Below are 15556 nucleotides of genomic sequence, written 5' to 3'. Positions count from 1 at the left end.
GATGCAGACTGACCGCATGTAGCCGGAAGCGGGTATTCTAGCCTGTTGGCATCATCGACCGTTCAGGCCGAAGATCTGTTGTCCTTCGCTGCCCTAGCTAGGCCAAGGTTCCGTTTATCCGCATTTCAATGCGAATCCCGGCGGCTGTTGCCATGTTCACCAACGAATCAAGCCCGAACAAGTTGATTTTGCTGTGTAACAGGTCGGAGATACGCGGCTGAGTCACGCCGAATAGTTTGGCTGACCTAAAAAAATAAAAATATTTTTCATAAATTACTCTCTCCTTGGGAGCGGCAGGTATTTCAATACATGCGGACTTTTCGTTGAAGTATTTCCGACGTCGGAAGTAATTTAATTGTAGTAGAATCAAAGACTTAAAGTTGACTCGTTGAAGTTTTATCGCTAACTTTGTGATGTTCTCAGAACCATTTCAAAGTGCGACAAGTGACAAGCCCATTTTCTGTTTTTTTCAAAACGATCCGTTTGCGGAGCCGACTTAGACAGTCCGAGCTCGCGACGATCCTCCACTACGAGCAGGCGTACGTCTCCGCGATCGAGTTGGGCGTCAAGCCGCCCAGCGACGAGTTCATGCGCAAGCTCGCTCTTGGCTTGAATTTCACGGATGAGGATGTGGCGGGAATGCACCAGGCGGCAGAGCAATCGCAGCGTCGCTATGTCTTGCCACGCGATGTGCCGACGGAGACCTATCTGCTGTGCCACCAGATGTGGAAGAAAATTGACCGGCTCTATCCCGCTCAAATACGAGCGATCAGCGAAATGCTGAATATGGATGAACAAATCGCGCGTGAGCCGAACGTGCCGACACGGCTGCGCCGTCGCGTGAAGGAGGCTGCCAAAAAGTAAAAAAGGGACAAAACCTTGCGGCTTGCCCCTCTTTCAGCCAGATGAACTGGCGGTACTGCCTTCGTGGAGATTGCAGTATCCGCAACGGCTGTTTGCAGGTCAAGCCTCTCGTACTAAATCCACACTGGTTCGTCGAATGGCCTTCGGTTTTCCAACCGACGGTAGGGCGTTCGTACGCCTTCGAAACGGATGTTCCAGCGGTTTGCTGATCTTGTTCAGCAGCCTCGGACCGGTGTTACCTACGAAAACAGCGTTGAGGATATTGATAGTGCTAGACACCAAACCATCCAACGTTCCTGGCATAGGGACGTTCAAATCAGTATTGCCGTTTCACTCCACTCGTAATCCTGTGCGGCCCAGCGGCCGTGGATTCCGAGGGAAATTCTCGTCGCGCAAGATGGGGCGAATGGTCCGTTGCGAAAGCCTGCTTGAAATGGCGGCCGTGGAGCTTGCCGAGTTTTCAAGAGGCGTCGTCGCCATCGACGAACAGCCGGTCAACATCACCTACCAGCTTGACGGTAAGTCCCGCCGTTACACCCCTGATTTTCGATTCAAGTGGGAAAACGGCGAGCAGTGGTATGTGGAAGTCAAACCGCTGGAGCTGCTCAACGAACCCGCCAACATTGCGCGCTTCGCAGCTATCGCCCGCTTCTTTGAAGCGCAAGGCGCAGCCTTCGTCGTCCTGACGGAACGCCAGCTAAAGCTCCCTGTTCGTAACAAACAGATCAAATATCTTCTGCGGTACATGCCTCGCGTTCCTACTGCAGTTCCTGTTCAGATTCTGCAGCAATGGTGTCCAGGGCATTCGTTCAGTTTTCTGGAGGCCGAACGAATGCTAGGTGGCAGCTCGCAGCTCCTTGGGTTGTTGGCACAGCGAACCCTCGTTTGCGACCTAGATAAACCGAGGTCACCAGATACCGTAGTCCGCTTGTTCTGCGAGGGGGATGATCATGCACTTTTCGCTTAGGCCGGATAGCATTCTTCGCCTAGATGGGGGCTACTACAGGGTGATTGAAACCACGGTAGCCAAAGCCATGCTCAGATCAGCAAAGCAAGGAGACCTTCGTGAGTTCTTACTGGAGGATCTGCTGGCAAGCTACGAAGCGGGCCGATTGATTTTCACGGACTTGCTGAATTTCCCTGACGAAGATGTCGAGGCTTTGCAACCTAAGTGCGAGCGAAGCCTGGCAGATTTTCCAGAGAAGCTTCGCAACAAAGCGATCCTTAAGTGGAAATACCTCTCGGCGATTTGCCCGCAGGGGATAAATCCTTTCTCCAGAAACGAGCTGAAAGAAGCTCTCAAAGGTGTCGCCCGGAATTATGGGCCGACAGAAGTTCCTCCGGCCATCGCAACTTTCTATCGCTGGTTACGTGTATGGAATTCGTCCAGATGTGACGTGCGTGCGTTGGTTGACCGCTCTGACCTTAAGGGGCGTAAACCCAAAAATTATCCCGCGCGTTTGGTCGAGTTGATTAACGAAGCGATACAGAAGGTTTACCTGACGCCACAGCGCGAAACGAAGAAGGAGGTTCACGATTGGCTGCTCGCGCAAATCAACCGCGAAAACATCAAACGTCCGCCCAATGAAGCATTGCCTCGGGTCACTATGAAAGTGGTGAACCGAGTACTCGGACAGTACGACCGCTATGTTGTACTCAAAAAGCGATATGGCGCACGCGTCGCGCAACAGATGCTATCCCTTTTTGGTCAGGGACCGCGTTGTGAGCGACCCCTGCAACGAGTGGAAGTCGACAACACTCCGCTCGACATTCTGGTGATTGACGACATCACTCGTCTTGTCTTGGGCAGGCCGTGGATCACGGTGATGATCGACCATTACTCACGGATGGTTGTGGGTTTCCATATCAGCTTTCGCAGGCCAAGCGTGGAGTCCGTGTTGCGCTGCTTGCGGCATGCCCTGTTGCCCAAGACTTATGTGCGCGGTCGTTTTCCTGCAGTCCAGGGCGAATGGCCTTGCTACGGCCTGATTGAACTTCTTGTCTGTGATAACGGGCTGGAGTTTCACGCAAAGGACTTGGAAGCGGCTTGTGCGGACATTGGCACTCATCTCATTTTCTGCGAGCCGCGTGCGCCCTTTCTCAAGGGTGTCATCGAGCGTTTCCTGAAGACTCTCAACTACGGGCTTCTCCACTCGATGCCCGGGACAACGTTTGCCAAATATGACAAACGCCTTGACTATGCATCAGTCGCGAAGGCCGTACTGACCTTCTCGGAACTGCAGGATGTAATACATCGCTGGATCATCGACATCTACGGTGGATCGTTTCATCACGGAATTGACAATTGCCCACTGCAGCTATGGAGTCAAGGCGTTACCGCACATCCACCTATGCTTGCCCCCAATGCAAACGAGCTCAACATCTATTTAGGTACGGTGGAGACACGGCAGCTCGACAAGGATGGAATTCAGATATCGAATCTGAACTACGTGTCGGATGCGTTAAGGGCGATACGCGGAGACCACAAGTCGGTGAAAGTTACGGTCCGTTCCAATCCAGATGACCTTGGGGTCGTGCACGTACTTGATCCTGTGCGAAAGGAATACGTCGAGGCACGGTGCTCACACTATGAGTATGCAAACGGGCTTTCCATAGAGCAGCACCAGCTTATTGGAAAGAAGGCGCGGGCCGACTATGCGCAGCTGCCGTATTACGACGCGATGTTGGCCGCAAAGCTTGCCTTGCGCGAGTTCACCGATTCGCTTCTTGAGGGGCGACGGTCAAAAGGCAAAAAGAAAGATCAGCAAAAAGACGTCGCTGTGCTTCAGCAACATGCAGAGAATCCCAAGTCGAAAGCGAGGCGTTTTGATATTCCAAGCGTGGTGAAATCTGACGATACGCACTCGCTACCAGACCAGATGGAAAAGTGGTTTGAAGATTTCGAAGCACCTGCCTTCCTCATAGAACGTCTAGGCAAGGCGCCGGCAAATCTTACGAATCACCAACACGCATAGGGATCCATACCATGACAAATGTTGCACATAACGAGTCACCTGCTTCCGGACCACGACCTCTTCGCGTGACTGATTTTCCGAAAGATCTGTTTGATCTTTCCACTACAGAATTATTGACGCCAATCTCCCAGGCGGTGACATTTCGGCGCCAGCTTATCCATTACCCCGGTTTCGTTGGCGCAATACAGGCTGTGGAACGCTGCCATGCAATGGGGCGACACAAGCTCGAAGAACCGGACTGCTTGCTCGTGACGGGGGTGTCGGGGTGTGGCAAGTCCACTCTCCGCAAGACCTACGCAGACCGTCATCCGCGCGTTGAGCTTGAGGATCGAACGGTCATTCCGGTGTTGCACTTGGAGTTGCCATCGCAACCGACGATCAAGAATGTAGCTGAGCGGATTTTGATGGCAATGGAAGACCCGTTTGCCGCCCGTGGATCGGCGGAGAGCAAGACGGCTCGCATTATCAAATTGCTCGCGGAGTGCCGCGTTGAGCTCGTGATCCTTGATGAGTTCCAACACTTCGTGGATCGTGGCCGTGGTGTGGTGGACTACAAAATCGCCGATTGGCTCAAGCAGATCATTAACGCTGCGCGGGTTCCCTTCGTCCTAATGGGTCTTCCTCGCTGCGAACGCATTCTGGAAGCAAATGAGCAGTTGCGACGAAGGTTCTCCGCGCGATTTGAGCTCAAGCCCTTCTCTGTTAGGACCAAAGAGTCCGCACGCGAGTTCAAGCGCATCCTCAGTACTCTGAACGAAGAGCTGCCGTTTCCGGACCGCTCGGTTATCGCTGGCGCGGACGTGGTGTCGATGATGTTCTACGCCACCAATGGGCTCATTGACTACCTCATCAAGCTCGTGAGCAAAGGGATTGAAATTGCCGCAAATGAGGAGCGGAATCAGATTGATTTGAATGTCTTGGCGCGCGCATTTTCCCTGGCGATCTTCCAGCAGTGTTCCGACGAGACAAACCCCTTCCATCCGGACTTCATCCGTCGCGTGCTTAATCATCAGGGAGAGCCATTTCATGGTTACGCCTGACAGTGAAGGTGTTGGCCGATTGCTGGTACACCCGAAGCCATTGCGCGGAGAGAGCCTACATGGGTTCGTTCTGCGAGTAGCCGACGCTAACGGCATACAGGACGAGCTGTCCTGGGGTTGGCGAGCAAGTATTTGTGGCCGCGCATTGTCTGCTGAGAAGGCACTGCAAAACGTGAGCTCCTTGACGGGAGTCAGAGTAGATGAACTGCAAGGACTGGCCCATCTGTTTCTGACCAGTCACGGCACTGACACTTGCGAGTGGATGGGTCATAACCTGCGTCGGTCAGTTTTTCGAATTCATCCGTCGATTTGCCCACAATGCCTTGAGGACAACCCGGCCACTCGTGGCATCTGGGATCTGCGTTTGATCACGGCTTGCACTCGCCATCGCAGCTGGCTCGTTGATACCTGTTCTTCTTGTCTGGCCCCCTTGAGTTGGCGCAGAAAGGGTGTCTTCACTTGCAGTTGTGGAGCAGATCTCACAAGGGAGCAGCGCAACACTCCTGTTCCTGACGAGATCCTTGCCGTGACGTCGTTTGTAGAGCAGCAAATCATGCGCGATCTGCCTGAAGCTCAATCAGAGATCAGGCTTCCCGCTTGGCTGAGGGACGTTGAAATGGGGGTGGTCCTGCATTTTTTGAACAGTGGAATCAGAAAGCTTGCCGCGACGTTCGAGTTACCCCTTGAGTGGAAAGGGATCGGATCAAAAAGATTGGCAGGGGACATACACGTTGCCAGCATTGCATCCCGATTCCTAAGCGCTTGGCCGTCTGGTCTCTATGCAATCATGCGAGGGGATGCGAAGGTCGATCGACGCACCAAGCGAATGCGCTGGAATTGCCTGGCCGAGGCCTTCATAGGATTTGCGGATATCCACAGGGCGATTGTACGTGGGGGCTGGTCACTTAACAGAATCATGGAGGATGGCTCACATTATTTCCAGACCACCGATATGACGCCAGCTGAAAAGCGAGCAAATGTTTTTCTGGTGCAACATACCTTGTATCTCTCATATCGGTTGGAGCTCGCAGGTCGAAGCATTGGGATGCCATCATGATGCTTCTCGTGCGGCCACTTCCCATCGCAGGGGAAAGTGCACAAGGTTATGTTTGCCGTATTACCGAATCAAATGCGGCAGACTATTCGCGGTGGCTGCTATCTGTACGCACCGGAGACGTCGTACCCATAAGGCGGTTGCATCCTATTGAAGGATTGGTCGGGCGAAACGGAATATGCGAGAGTTTGCGAGGCCCGATATCACATCTAAATCAGCTAAACGCACCGGATCCTGGAGGCTTGCATGGCAGATACTGGAACATGCAACGACCACGATTTTGTCCGCTGTGCTTGCAACATTCGGCGCATTGGCGCGGCGCTTGGGACCTTGTCTTTGTCACCGCGTGCGCCGCGCATGGCGCAAGTTTGATTGACGAGTGTTTCAAGTGTGGACGGCCGCTAAGCTGGAACCGGAAGCAAGTAGTTGCGTGTTCGTGCGGCGCAGATCTCCGCCTATCAAAGCTTGTGAAGGCCGATCGCCATTCCTTGCAGCTAGCAACAGCTTTGGTCGGCCGACTAGACAGGAGCGAGGGGCACACCGTTGAAGGGTTTGAGCATCTCGACGCTATCTCAATCGAGCAGCTACTCCGACTTATTTGGTTCTTGGGCGGATACGGGATGCAGTCGACTTCGAAGGCTCAGAAGATTGCCGGGCTGGCATCGATGAATGTGGCGATCCGAGTAACTGGCGAAGCAGCCCATGCGCTAAGTGAGTGGCCCAATAATTTTCATTGTTTGCTACGCAGGATCATGGCGGAACGAGCTTTACTTGGCTCAGGAAACAGTTTGGCATTGTGTTTTGGGCGCTTCTATCAAACGTTGTACAACGCTTTTCCTGAGCCGGAGTTCAATTTTCTACGTCAGTCGTTCGAGGCCTACGTTTCGGATCACTGGGAAGGTCAGCTCGCTGAGCGCAATCGCAGGCTATCAAAGCGGATGCGCGTTCAGCATGACTGGGTGCCAACTAAGAACGCCGCTCGCGCGTTGGCCGTGAGAGCTTCAATGGTTCGGGAATTTGTCGAACGCGGACTGCTTGTTGGACGTCTGCAGAAAACTGCTAAAGGCCGCGTCATGGGAGCTATCTCAAAATCCAGCCTTGAAAATCTCCTCAGCGACAAACTGCACTGGGTCACGCTCAAGACGGTCCGCACAAAATATGGAATCTCGCGGCGAACTGGGCATGCATTGATCGAGGAGGAGGTTCTGAAGCCGATCAGCGGGCCCAGTGTAGATGGTCGTCAGGTTTGGCTGTTCGACGACCGAGATCTGGAAAAGTTGGATCTGTCTCAGATCGGCAAATCTTGCTTGCGTAAATTATCTACAGGGAAAGTGAGTAGTCATGCGTGAAGAACTAGCGGCACAGCTAAGGGAAAAATATCCGGACATGTTTCCTCCCCGAGACGATACCGGATCCGGATTCTTGTTCGAGTGCGGTGATGGGTGGCACGATCTGATCGACGCGTTGTGCTGGACGATAGAGCAAGAAGTGAAAAATAGGGATGGGTCAGTTGCTCCCGTGCAGGCAATCCAGGTCAAAGAGAAGTTCGCAGGCTTGCGGTTCTACTACAGTGGCGGCAACTCATTTATCGAAGGCGCGGTGCGCATGGCAAATGTGACCTCGTACTGCATATGCGATCAATGCGGAAACTCTGGAAGCCACATGAAAGACACGAAAGACATCGAGATGACTCGGTGTGAGGTTCATGCCCCCAAGAAAAGGAAATATACGAGATGACGGCAATACATGCCTTCCCTCTGATTTTTCGGGCTATGTCTGTTCAACGGTTTGCGAGCAGCCGAGAGCTCATATGTTGATATTTCTCGACACCGAATTCACAGACTTCATCAATTGCGACCTGATTAGTATTGGCATGGTGTCGGAGGACGGAAGGCATGAGTTCTACGCAGAGCGTAGCGATTATGTGAGTGACTGGCAGAGTGACTTCGTGCGTGTTGCGGTCGTGCCTTTGTTGGGAGGACACGCCGGACGTAGTTTTGGTCGCCAAGAGCTAGGTGAGCAACTCAGGGCTTGGTTCTCAAGCTTGCCAAGGAGCGTGCAGATTGCTTGCGACTCTGTTCATGATCGCGACCTGCTGTGGGACGCATTTGACCAGGACCTTCCCGTCAACTTGAGCAGATCAATATTCGATCTACGCCCTTTGATTGATACGACGGTTTATCATAAAGCGGTCTGCTGCTATCACGATCAACCCGCGCAGCCTTGGCATCACTCGCTGCACGATGCACGTGCGCACAGAGCAGGTTGGTTGGCGTGGCAGGACGACAGGCGCCAAAAACGATTGAAAGGCTAAGAAGGCTTACGATAGCCCGGCGCGAACGCCGCACTCCCAACGCCATATAGCGCGAGCGGATCGCTTAGCCACAAGCGAAAAGCTTCGTCACTCAAACTGTGATCGGGGGAGCAGTCGACATGCCATTGCCGTAATACGTACCCGGCCATGGCGGCACGTAGATTCAGGCGCAACACGCTGTCCTGCATGCCGTAGTCCATTTCCGTGATCGAAGACTTTCTGTCTGGGTGCGGCACCAACGTCAGCTCCACGATGCGATTCCATTGAATGTCCGAAGCCGCCGTTTCGTGTCTTGCGATGGGGCCATCGCTCATGACCTCAGTTTTGCTCATTCGACTAAAGACGAAATCTCGGAAGTCCTGATTTTTTCTATCGAACGCGCGGATGTGCCAGCGGAGCCCGTCCGTAGCAATTGCAAATGGCACGACCTCGCGCTTGGAAGCCCCACTTGTGTGAGAGGCGTACTGCATCCTCACAGCTTTGCCCGAGTAAATAGCTCTCGTAACGGGAGCCAAAACATGGATCAAAGGGCGGTTGAGCGCCATTGGCACTTCGCACGAAATCATCGGGCCTGCGACGGGATTTACGCCATCGCCAAAGCCTTGAGATAGAGCCATCAAGACGCGTTCTTGGACGTGTTCAAAGGCTGGCTCGAAGCCGCTGCCGATGACATAGGTCTTCGAGACGTTGTCGAATTCGATGTTGGCCGGAAATAGGCTCTTATAGAGCGCGAAGTCGCGAGTCGCGGCGGCGGCTGCGATGCCAAACCTTGTCATCAGGTCCGCTCGTCGGACGTCTCCCAGAAAATAGAGCCGAAACTCAATGTAAGCCAGCCGTTCGCGCTGGGCTTGATTGAGGTTATCCATTGCAGACATATCAGAGCCAGACGTTGCTTGGGGGACGGGTGCGGATTCTGCCTTAATGCCAATTCATCGTCAAACCATATAGATCTGTTTACATCATCAAAATGATGATGTAACGTTCACGTAAAGCCACATCCGGTGGTTTTGCAAAGGAGAGTTCAAATGGCAAAAAACCCACCAAGTGGAGATGGTCATCGTGTTGGCGCAGTAAAGGATCGTAGCCAAACCCAGACGCCTGCAGGCAACTGGGTCAAGCGCGATACAGGCAATGGGCGCTTCATGGACGTTAAAACGGCGGACAAGACTCCATTCAAGGGCGTCCGAAAAGAAAAGTGAAACCGGTTCAGTAGAAGAACTGGAAGGGAGATTTACATGTCTTGCGGACGTACACATCAACTCATTGCTGGAGTCGCAATCGGCTCCGCTTGTGTGGTTATGGAAGCTGACCGGCCAGAGAAAACCTTGAAGCCGTTCGTTGGCGCTGTGCTGAGCGCCAGCTTGACGAAATTACCGGATGTGCTCGAGCCCGCAATTCATCCCAACCACCGCCAGTTTTTTCATAGCGTAGCTTTTGCCGGATTGCTTGGGCTTGTAGCCCACAAGATTTATCGGTGGGAGCCCAAAAACAAGGACGATGAAACCGTTCGGTTTGTCTTGTTGGTGGGCGCGGCGGCCTACGCTATCCACCTGTTGCTCGACGCAAGCACACCGAAGTGCCTGCCCCTGTTCGGGACGTTCTAAGTGAAGGAAACGTGATGCCAAATTCAAAGAATGTTCATGTTGTTAGGCGCGGCGACGGGTGGGGTACCTTGCGCGAGGGTGGTGAGCGTGCAAGCAGCGTGCATGACACTCAAGCTGAAGCGATCGAAGCCGGTCGTGATATGGCTCGCAATGGACATGGTGAGTTGCTCATTCATGGCCGCGACAATTTGATCCGTGCGCGGGATTCGTACGGAAACGATCCCTGCCCTCCAAAGGACGAAAAATGATCAAGATGAGCTTGAACGGACCGAGCAAACGAGACTTGGCCAAGCTAGTAAATGCGGCAGTCGAAAAACAAATTACGACTGCTGTGCAAAAGGTCGCACGAGCACACGGTGGCGTAAAAATCCGCTTCAAGCACAAAGCTGATGGAACGGTCGCTTCGGTGGAGTTCGAAGGTGCTGAAAAAGCGGTCGTGGCAGCACGTGCGGCAATAGCGGACTAGGGGGACGGCGATATGCTTGAAGAGTTTCTTGTTGTTTTTGCGCATTCACCGCGAACCCAGCGGGCGTTGTGGCTGGGTGTGCTGTCATTCGCTCTAGTGCTTTTCGGCGGTGATTATCTGGTAAGCAACTTTAGCGTGCCAGGAATGATGGCACCGCTTGTTGAAAGCATTCGCGAACCAATGCGTGGGTTCTGCATTGTGTTTGCCTTCATTGTGCTCGGACAATTTTTGATCGCCGCATTCAAGAGTTACATCAAAGATCGAAAGAGATTGTTTGACTACTAATTGGCCACGAATGCCATGTACCACGGAGAGGGCGCAGTGCTACTGGAACAAAGCGCTTCTCAGCTGTTAAGTCGTTTATGACTTAAAAACCATGCGCATCTGCGCTACTTCAAAGGCAGCATTGCCTTTTTCCGCACTACATAGGGGACTTCAAATGTCAGGCCATTACATCATTAAGAAATCTAGCTCTGTTCAGCCCTACTACTTTGTACTTCGCGCCGATAACAATCAGGTAATCCTGACAGGCGAAAATTATTCGACCAAGCAGGGAGCTCAAGGCGGTATCGCATCGAGTCAAGCCAACAGCCCGCTGGAAAGCCGTTACGAGCGCAAGAAGTCAGCGGCGGTTCAGCCGTATACTTTCGTGCTGAAGGCCGCAAATGGCGAGCCCATCGGACGGAGCGAAAACTACTCGACCGAAGCCAGCCGTGATGCCGGCATCTCATCAGTCAAGGCTAATGGGCCCACAAAGGACATCCGCGACGAAACCTGAGCCGTCAATCAACAACGGCAATGATCCTGAGGGAAGTGAGAGGCCGGTCGGTTAACACACCGACCGGTCGAGTTACTTCGGCATCATTCACACAAGTTGCTTAGCCCTGAGCACTTGTCATTGATTAAACCAGACATAGCCATGTTTTAAGCGCAAACCCTCCGAGCTGATATTTGGCGCGGTCGAAAGCTGAAATCTTCGTCGTTGCCAACTTCGGGCATGCCAACAGACACTTCTGTGAAGGTCGTTGGCATCTTGAAATTGCACTATGGTCGATTGTTGGCTGATGATAAGAACATTATGGATAGTGATGATCCAAAAGCGAACAAGTCTATGGATAGGACGGAACTCTATGAAGAGGTCTGGTCAGATCCAGTAACGGTAGTAGCAGCACGGTACGGCTTGTCAGACGTGGGCTTGGCCAAAATCTGCAAGAGGTGGCAGATCCCGTTGCCGAGCCGTGGGTATTGGGCAAAGGTCAAAGCAGGACGAGTTATGGCACGAGTAGCTCTGCCGCCATTATCGAAGCCGCCAGTCATTCCAGTCAGCATCAAGAAAATCAGCGACACCGAACAAGCGCAGAAAGCGATGAAGCGCAAAACTGCTTCGGAAATTCGGCGCAATGTATCGCAGGAAAATCCTGAACAAGAAAGCACTCAACGACATCCCTTGGTTCTTGCTGCAGCAAAGTGTCTTAGCAAAGCTAACCCTTCGCCGAAGGGTTTACTTTCGGCGCCTGAAGAAGTCCTGCACTTGGCGGTTACGCAGTCGAGTCTTGATCGTGCGCTCGACTTGGCACGTATTGCTTCGTGAGTTGGCTAAGCTCGGTGTTTCAGTGCGAATTGACGGCCGGCGTAAGGAAACAGCTCTTTGCCACAACGATACCGCTGTGATTCTGACAATCACTGAACATGTCGCCCGACAGCGGCATATAGAGACGCCTGCGGAGAAGAAGGCGCGGGATCGATACCACGAACGAAACCGCTTTGATTTCAGCCTGGCCTACCCTCAGATTCCACAATACGACTATCTACCTACTGGCAAGCTAACCATTGCGGCAGGGCGCTGGCCGTCCCGGACCTGGCGCGATACACCGAATACACCTCTCGAACAACGCATGCCAGAAGTAGTCGCAGGGATAATTACCCTTGCTGCTGATACCCGTGAGCACGAGGACGAGCTGGCGCGCGCGAAGGAGCTAAGGCGGCAAGCGCAGGATCGGTATGAGTTCCTTATACAACGGAGAAAAACCGAGGAACAGGCGACAGAGGCGCTTGACAGGGATGCGCTCAACTTTGAGCGTGCGAATCGGATACGTGCCTATCTGACGGCATTTCGAGAAAACGCCGAGCGGAGTGGCGGGCTTTCCGAAGACCAACTTGAATGGCTCAAGTGGGCAGCAGCCAAAGCGGATTGGATAGATCCGCTAATAGACGTCGCGGATATCATCTTGGATGCCCCAGAGCCAAAGAGGTCTGGCTACTGGTAAGCTTCCTTATTCCTGACCCTGTCCGATGGTTAGTTCAGCCTATCGGAAGGTATCATCCAGGTACGGCTGCGCGGCATTCTCACCATTTCGGGTGCAGATTCGGAGCGTTCTCACTAATTCGGCTTAAGTGATGAGACGGGATGGCCAGAATTGGTGAACAAGTCTTTGTTTTCGTTAGAGGCGGAATCTCATCAATTCGGCTCGCGCGCATGTGCGCGCATCCCGAAATGATGAGAAAAAATCCCGATTCGTGAGACTGGAAATTCCGAAATAGTGAGACGCACGTGGAAAATGAAAAGGCCCTGAGAAGGGTCTTTTCATTTTCTGCAGAAAATCCTTATCGATCACTCAATCGAGTCAATCTCCATACGGTAGTGTTACTACCGCTTTTCGGCCATATCGGCCACTCGCTTGAGCAGCGTTCAGGGGCCGCTCCAACCACTTACCGGACGTTGTGCTCTTTAGCCGTTCAACTGCTTACAACCCACACGAGCCAAATTTTAAAACAATCTGATCTGGTTCTTTTGTTGGGAACTGAATCTGTTTTGGTCTAGGGGCCATAGATTTAATGACGTAGTCCAAACCCGCACAGATTGCGTCATGTTGAACCTAGAGCAGCCCCTCAAGTTTCACCCCCGGTCTTCCTCCGGGAAGATTCACGCACGCTCAACAGCCGGCAGATACAACCGTATCCGCTGGATGATGTTTGCTCTCACCCAGCTGATTTTCTATGGCACATGCTGGTTAAATTGGGATGGGCGCCAAGCTGTGCGATTCAGTTTTGAAGAAGGAAAGTTCTACCTTTTTAATCTAGTGCTTTGGCCGCAGGATGGGCTCTACCTCGCAATGCTGCTTATTTTGTCGGCGCTTGCCCTCTTCGCTGTCACTGCGGTGTTGGGCCGGCTGTTTTGCGGATTTGCCTGCCCTCAGACGACCTACACTGCACTGTTCATGGCGATTGAGGAGTGGAGTGAAGGCAAGCGTTCTGCTCGCATCAAGCTCGATGATTCTGCCTGGAACACGAAAAAGCTCTTTCTACGTGGGCGCAAGCATGCGCTGTGGCTGCTTTTGGCACTCTGGACGGGCTTGAGCTTTGTTGGTTATTTCGTGCCGGTACGCACGGTAGTGCCCGAATTTTTAAACGGGACCGCTGGTACCTGGAGTGTTTTCTGGACCTTGTTCTACGCTGGATTTACTTATCTGATGGCGGGCTTTCTGCGCGAAAAGGTCTGTCAGCACATGTGCCCGTATTCCCGCTTTCAGGGCGTCATGTTCGACGCTAGTACCGTGACTGTGGGTTATGACCACTCGCGCGGTGACGCGCTCAGCCGATTGAGTTTGTTGTGTGGTCGCCCAATTCCCCTCAACCAGTAAGGGTCGTCGAAAAATCGAAGTTCCTGCTACCCATGTAAACGCCCGTTATGAAACCCTCTTCGGAGACTCAGAACAGAGCCTCACGACAAGATCAAAACGGGCGCTGACTACTTTAGGGTAAATTGGGCTTATACCGCGTTGACTGTTTCGAACGCCCACTCGAGCCAAGGGATAAAAGCCGCTAGATCTCTCGTTTCAACCGTGGCACCACACCAAATACGCAAGCCCGCAGGTGCATCCTTGTAGGAGCCAATATCGAAGGCCACGCCTTCTGTCTCCAGCAGGCGGATGATCTGCTTGACCTTCTCTGGTGTGGTTTTGAGGCTAAGACAGACCGAAGTATTCGAGCGGATCTCGGGTGTCCTGGCGAGAAACTCGATCCAGGGGGTACGCGTCACGAAGTCGGCAAGCACGGTTAAATTGGCTTCGGAGCGCCGAATCAACGCTGGCAAACCGCCAATTGAGTCCGCCCATGCCAAGGCATCAAGATAATCTTCATTCGCAAGCATTGAAGGTGTGTTGATGACGGTGCCTTCGAAGATTTCCTCCATCAGTTTGCCGCCCTTTGTCATCCGGAACACTTTGGGCAGCGGCCAGCTTGGTGTATGGGTTTCCAGGCGTTCAACCGCGCGCGGGGAAAGAATCAGCATGCCGTGCGCGCCTTCGCCACCCAACACTTTTTGCCAGGAAAAAGTCACGACATCCAGTTTGGGCCAGGGTAATTCCATGGCGAAAGCAGCACTGGTTGCATCACAGATGGTGAGCCCTGCGCGCTCGTCCGGTATCCAGTCTCCATTCGGGACCTTGACGCCTGAGGTCGTGCCGTTCCAGGTGAAGACGATGTCGTGCCGAGGATTCCATAGCGCCATATCCGGAAGTTCTCCGTAGGGGGCACTGATATGGCGTGCATCTGGCAGCTTGAGTTGTTTGAGCACATCTGTTGCCCAGCCCGCACCAAAAGACTCCCAGCTGAAAACATCTACTGGCTTAGGGCCGAGCGCGCTCCACAAGAACATTTCTATTGCCCCTGTATCCGAAGCCGGAACTATGCCGATGCGATAGTCTTGCGGCACACCAAGGATACGGCGTGTCTCGCTGATGGCTTTTCCCAGACGCGCTTTTCCGAGGCTACTTCGATGGGATCGCCCCAGAACTACTTGATCTAATCCTGCCAATGAATATCCCGGGCGTTTGGCGCAGGGGCCGGACGAGAAATTGGGAACAACGGGCTTGGCGCAAGGTTTGGTAAAAGTTGTCATATGTGATGCTTTCAATGGAGATGAACGTTAAAAATTTTCGCTGGTGACATTTGCGATGGCAGCGACGGTGTAGTTCATATTCTGTGGATTTAACCCGGCAATATTGATCCGTCCGTTCTGAATCAAATAAACGCCCCAATCCTGGCGTAACGCTTCAATCTGTAATGCAGACAAGCCCGTGAAGCCGAACATGCCTCGCTGTCTGCTCAGATGGCTGAAGTCTCTTGCCTCCTTGTACGCAAGGCGGCCGAGAGGCACTTGCTGGGTGCAACGCGCTCTGTCCACAGCGCGCGCCTGAGGTCGTTGCCTGAAGCGCTGGGGAGCGCTACTCCCCCAGAG

General features: G+C 53.1%; 21 protein-coding genes and 1 pseudogene. 18 read left to right on the top strand and 4 right to left on the bottom strand.

Annotation, left to right across the window (positions count from 1 at the left end):
* Positions 1–97: 97 nt before the first annotated feature.
* Positions 98–370 (bottom strand): XRE family transcriptional regulator, encoded by a 273-nt coding sequence (locus ABXR19_RS11310; RefSeq protein WP_354601238.1) that lies wholly within the window; start codon positions 368–370, stop codon positions 98–100.
* A 74-nt stretch (positions 371–444) separates the two neighbouring features.
* On the opposite strand from ABXR19_RS11310, the gene ABXR19_RS11305 reads away from it, so the two are divergent.
* The 9 genes and pseudogenes from ABXR19_RS11305 to ABXR19_RS11265 all read left to right on the top strand — a co-directional run bounded on the left by ABXR19_RS11305 (position 445) and on the right by ABXR19_RS11265 (position 8247).
* Positions 445–864, top strand: a complete 420-nt coding sequence (locus ABXR19_RS11305) for a helix-turn-helix transcriptional regulator (RefSeq protein ID WP_354601237.1) — start codon at positions 445–447, stop codon at positions 862–864.
* 406 nt (positions 865–1270) lie between these two features.
* Positions 1271–1831 (top strand): TnsA endonuclease N-terminal domain-containing protein, encoded by a 561-nt coding sequence (locus ABXR19_RS11300; RefSeq protein ID WP_354601236.1) that lies wholly within the window; start codon positions 1271–1273, stop codon positions 1829–1831.
* A complete protein-coding gene (locus ABXR19_RS11295) occupies positions 1815–3839 on the top strand; it encodes a TnsB C-terminal domain-containing protein (RefSeq protein WP_354601235.1) in 2025 nt (674 codons plus the stop codon). Before ABXR19_RS11300 ends, ABXR19_RS11295 begins: the two co-directional genes overlap by 17 nt.
* Positions 3840–3904: 65 nt before the next feature.
* Positions 3905–4879, top strand: a complete 975-nt coding sequence (locus ABXR19_RS11290) for a TniB family NTP-binding protein (RefSeq protein ID WP_354601234.1) — start codon at positions 3905–3907, stop codon at positions 4877–4879.
* The gene (locus ABXR19_RS11285) at positions 4866–5936 is read left to right on the top strand and encodes a TniQ family protein (protein ID WP_354601233.1); all 1071 of its coding nucleotides are present in this window, start codon (positions 4866–4868) and stop codon (positions 5934–5936) included. The genes ABXR19_RS11290 and ABXR19_RS11285 overlap by 14 nt, the downstream gene beginning before the upstream one ends.
* Positions 5933–6292 (top strand): annotated as a pseudogene (locus ABXR19_RS11280) (TniQ family protein); the annotation flags it as partial. The gene ABXR19_RS11285 and the pseudogene ABXR19_RS11280, both read left to right, overlap by 4 nt.
* A 108-nt stretch (positions 6293–6400) precedes the next feature.
* Complete coding sequence (locus ABXR19_RS11275; protein WP_354601372.1) at positions 6401–7282, top strand: hypothetical protein; 882 nt, start codon at positions 6401–6403, stop codon at positions 7280–7282.
* Entirely contained in the window at positions 7275–7670 is a 396-nt protein-coding gene (locus ABXR19_RS11270; protein ID WP_354601232.1) for a hypothetical protein, read from the top strand. Before ABXR19_RS11275 ends, ABXR19_RS11270 begins: the two co-directional genes overlap by 8 nt.
* A gap of 73 nt (positions 7671–7743) precedes the next feature.
* Positions 7744–8247: a hypothetical protein gene (locus ABXR19_RS11265; protein ID WP_354601231.1), complete on the top strand. Its 504-nt coding sequence runs from the start codon at positions 7744–7746 to the stop codon at positions 8245–8247.
* On the opposite strand, the gene ABXR19_RS11260 is transcribed toward ABXR19_RS11265, so the two are convergent.
* Entirely contained in the window at positions 8244–9113 is an 870-nt protein-coding gene (locus ABXR19_RS11260; RefSeq protein WP_354601230.1) for a BrxR family transcriptional regulator, read from the bottom strand. The genes ABXR19_RS11265 and ABXR19_RS11260 overlap by 4 nt on opposite strands.
* Positions 9114–9272: 159 nt before the next feature.
* On the opposite strand from ABXR19_RS11260, the gene ABXR19_RS11255 reads away from it, so the two are divergent.
* The 9 genes from ABXR19_RS11255 to ABXR19_RS11215 all read left to right on the top strand — a co-directional run bounded on the left by ABXR19_RS11255 (position 9273) and on the right by ABXR19_RS11215 (position 13958).
* Complete coding sequence (locus ABXR19_RS11255; protein ID WP_354601229.1) at positions 9273–9446, top strand: hypothetical protein; 174 nt, start codon at positions 9273–9275, stop codon at positions 9444–9446.
* Positions 9447–9572: 126 nt separating this feature from the next.
* Positions 9573–9851, top strand: coding sequence for a metal-dependent hydrolase (locus tag ABXR19_RS11250; RefSeq protein WP_354601228.1), 279 nt, complete (start codon positions 9573–9575; stop codon positions 9849–9851).
* 14 nt (positions 9852–9865) lie between these two features.
* Positions 9866–10099, top strand: a complete 234-nt coding sequence (locus tag ABXR19_RS11245; RefSeq protein WP_354601227.1) for a DUF2188 domain-containing protein — start codon at positions 9866–9868, stop codon at positions 10097–10099.
* Complete coding sequence (locus ABXR19_RS11240) at positions 10096–10317, top strand: hypothetical protein (protein ID WP_354601226.1); 222 nt, start codon at positions 10096–10098, stop codon at positions 10315–10317. The genes ABXR19_RS11245 and ABXR19_RS11240 overlap by 4 nt, the downstream gene beginning before the upstream one ends.
* Positions 10318–10329: 12 nt before the next feature.
* Entirely contained in the window at positions 10330–10602 is a 273-nt protein-coding gene (locus ABXR19_RS11235; protein ID WP_354601225.1) for a hypothetical protein, read from the top strand.
* Positions 10603–10756: 154 nt separating this feature from the next.
* Positions 10757–11095, top strand: coding sequence for a YegP family protein (locus ABXR19_RS11230; RefSeq protein WP_354601224.1), 339 nt, complete (start codon positions 10757–10759; stop codon positions 11093–11095).
* A 255-nt stretch (positions 11096–11350) separates the two neighbouring features.
* The gene (locus ABXR19_RS11225; protein WP_354601223.1) at positions 11351–11908 is read left to right on the top strand and encodes a hypothetical protein; all 558 of its coding nucleotides are present in this window, start codon (positions 11351–11353) and stop codon (positions 11906–11908) included.
* Entirely contained in the window at positions 11871–12584 is a 714-nt protein-coding gene (locus ABXR19_RS11220; protein ID WP_354601222.1) for a Bcl-2-binding component 3, read from the top strand. The genes ABXR19_RS11225 and ABXR19_RS11220 overlap by 38 nt, the downstream gene beginning before the upstream one ends.
* 600 nt (positions 12585–13184) lie before the next feature.
* Positions 13185–13958 carry a 4Fe-4S binding protein gene (locus tag ABXR19_RS11215; RefSeq protein ID WP_354601221.1) on the top strand — a complete coding sequence of 258 codons (774 nt, stop codon included), beginning with the start codon at positions 13185–13187 and terminating at the stop codon, positions 13956–13958.
* A gap of 128 nt (positions 13959–14086) precedes the next feature.
* Here the strand turns inward: ABXR19_RS11215 and ABXR19_RS11210 are convergent, their stop codons facing one another.
* Both ABXR19_RS11210 and ABXR19_RS11205 read right to left on the bottom strand, forming a co-directional pair.
* The gene (locus ABXR19_RS11210) at positions 14087–15217 is read right to left on the bottom strand and encodes a phosphoserine transaminase (RefSeq protein WP_354601220.1); all 1131 of its coding nucleotides are present in this window, start codon (positions 15215–15217) and stop codon (positions 14087–14089) included.
* A 27-nt stretch (positions 15218–15244) separates the two neighbouring features.
* On the bottom strand, positions 15245–15556 hold a 312-nt coding region (locus ABXR19_RS11205; protein WP_354601219.1), incomplete at its 5' end, for an aminotransferase class I/II-fold pyridoxal phosphate-dependent enzyme.

Origin of the sequence: Uliginosibacterium flavum (assembly GCF_040566545.1) — a bacterium.
GTDB lineage: Bacteria > Pseudomonadota > Gammaproteobacteria > Burkholderiales > Rhodocyclaceae > Uliginosibacterium > Uliginosibacterium flavum.
Note: the sequence above shows the minus strand (reverse complement) of the source record. Positions and strands in the feature narration are given on the sequence as shown.

Coding starts and splice junctions, on each gene's coding strand:
- ABXR19_RS11300 (WP_354601236.1), top strand. CDS start 1,271: ATGGTCCGTTGCGAAAGCCTGCTTGAAATGGCGGCCGTGGAGCTTGCC.
- ABXR19_RS11295 (WP_354601235.1), top strand. CDS start 1,815: ATGCACTTTTCGCTTAGGCCGGATAGCATTCTTCGCCTAGATGGGGGC.
- ABXR19_RS11285 (WP_354601233.1), top strand. CDS start 4,866: ATGGTTACGCCTGACAGTGAAGGTGTTGGCCGATTGCTGGTACACCCG.
- ABXR19_RS11270 (WP_354601232.1), top strand. CDS start 7,275: ATGCGTGAAGAACTAGCGGCACAGCTAAGGGAAAAATATCCGGACATG.
- ABXR19_RS11265 (WP_354601231.1), top strand. CDS start 7,744: ATGTTGATATTTCTCGACACCGAATTCACAGACTTCATCAATTGCGAC.
- ABXR19_RS11260 (WP_354601230.1), bottom strand. CDS start 9,113: ATGGATAACCTCAATCAAGCCCAGCGCGAACGGCTGGCTTACATTGAG.
- ABXR19_RS11255 (WP_354601229.1), top strand. CDS start 9,273: ATGGCAAAAAACCCACCAAGTGGAGATGGTCATCGTGTTGGCGCAGTA.
- ABXR19_RS11245 (WP_354601227.1), top strand. CDS start 9,866: ATGCCAAATTCAAAGAATGTTCATGTTGTTAGGCGCGGCGACGGGTGG.
- ABXR19_RS11240 (WP_354601226.1), top strand. CDS start 10,096: ATGATCAAGATGAGCTTGAACGGACCGAGCAAACGAGACTTGGCCAAG.
- ABXR19_RS11235 (WP_354601225.1), top strand. CDS start 10,330: ATGCTTGAAGAGTTTCTTGTTGTTTTTGCGCATTCACCGCGAACCCAG.
- ABXR19_RS11230 (WP_354601224.1), top strand. CDS start 10,757: ATGTCAGGCCATTACATCATTAAGAAATCTAGCTCTGTTCAGCCCTAC.
- ABXR19_RS11215 (WP_354601221.1), top strand. CDS start 13,185: ATGTTGAACCTAGAGCAGCCCCTCAAGTTTCACCCCCGGTCTTCCTCC.
- ABXR19_RS11210 (WP_354601220.1), bottom strand. CDS start 15,217: ATGACAACTTTTACCAAACCTTGCGCCAAGCCCGTTGTTCCCAATTTC.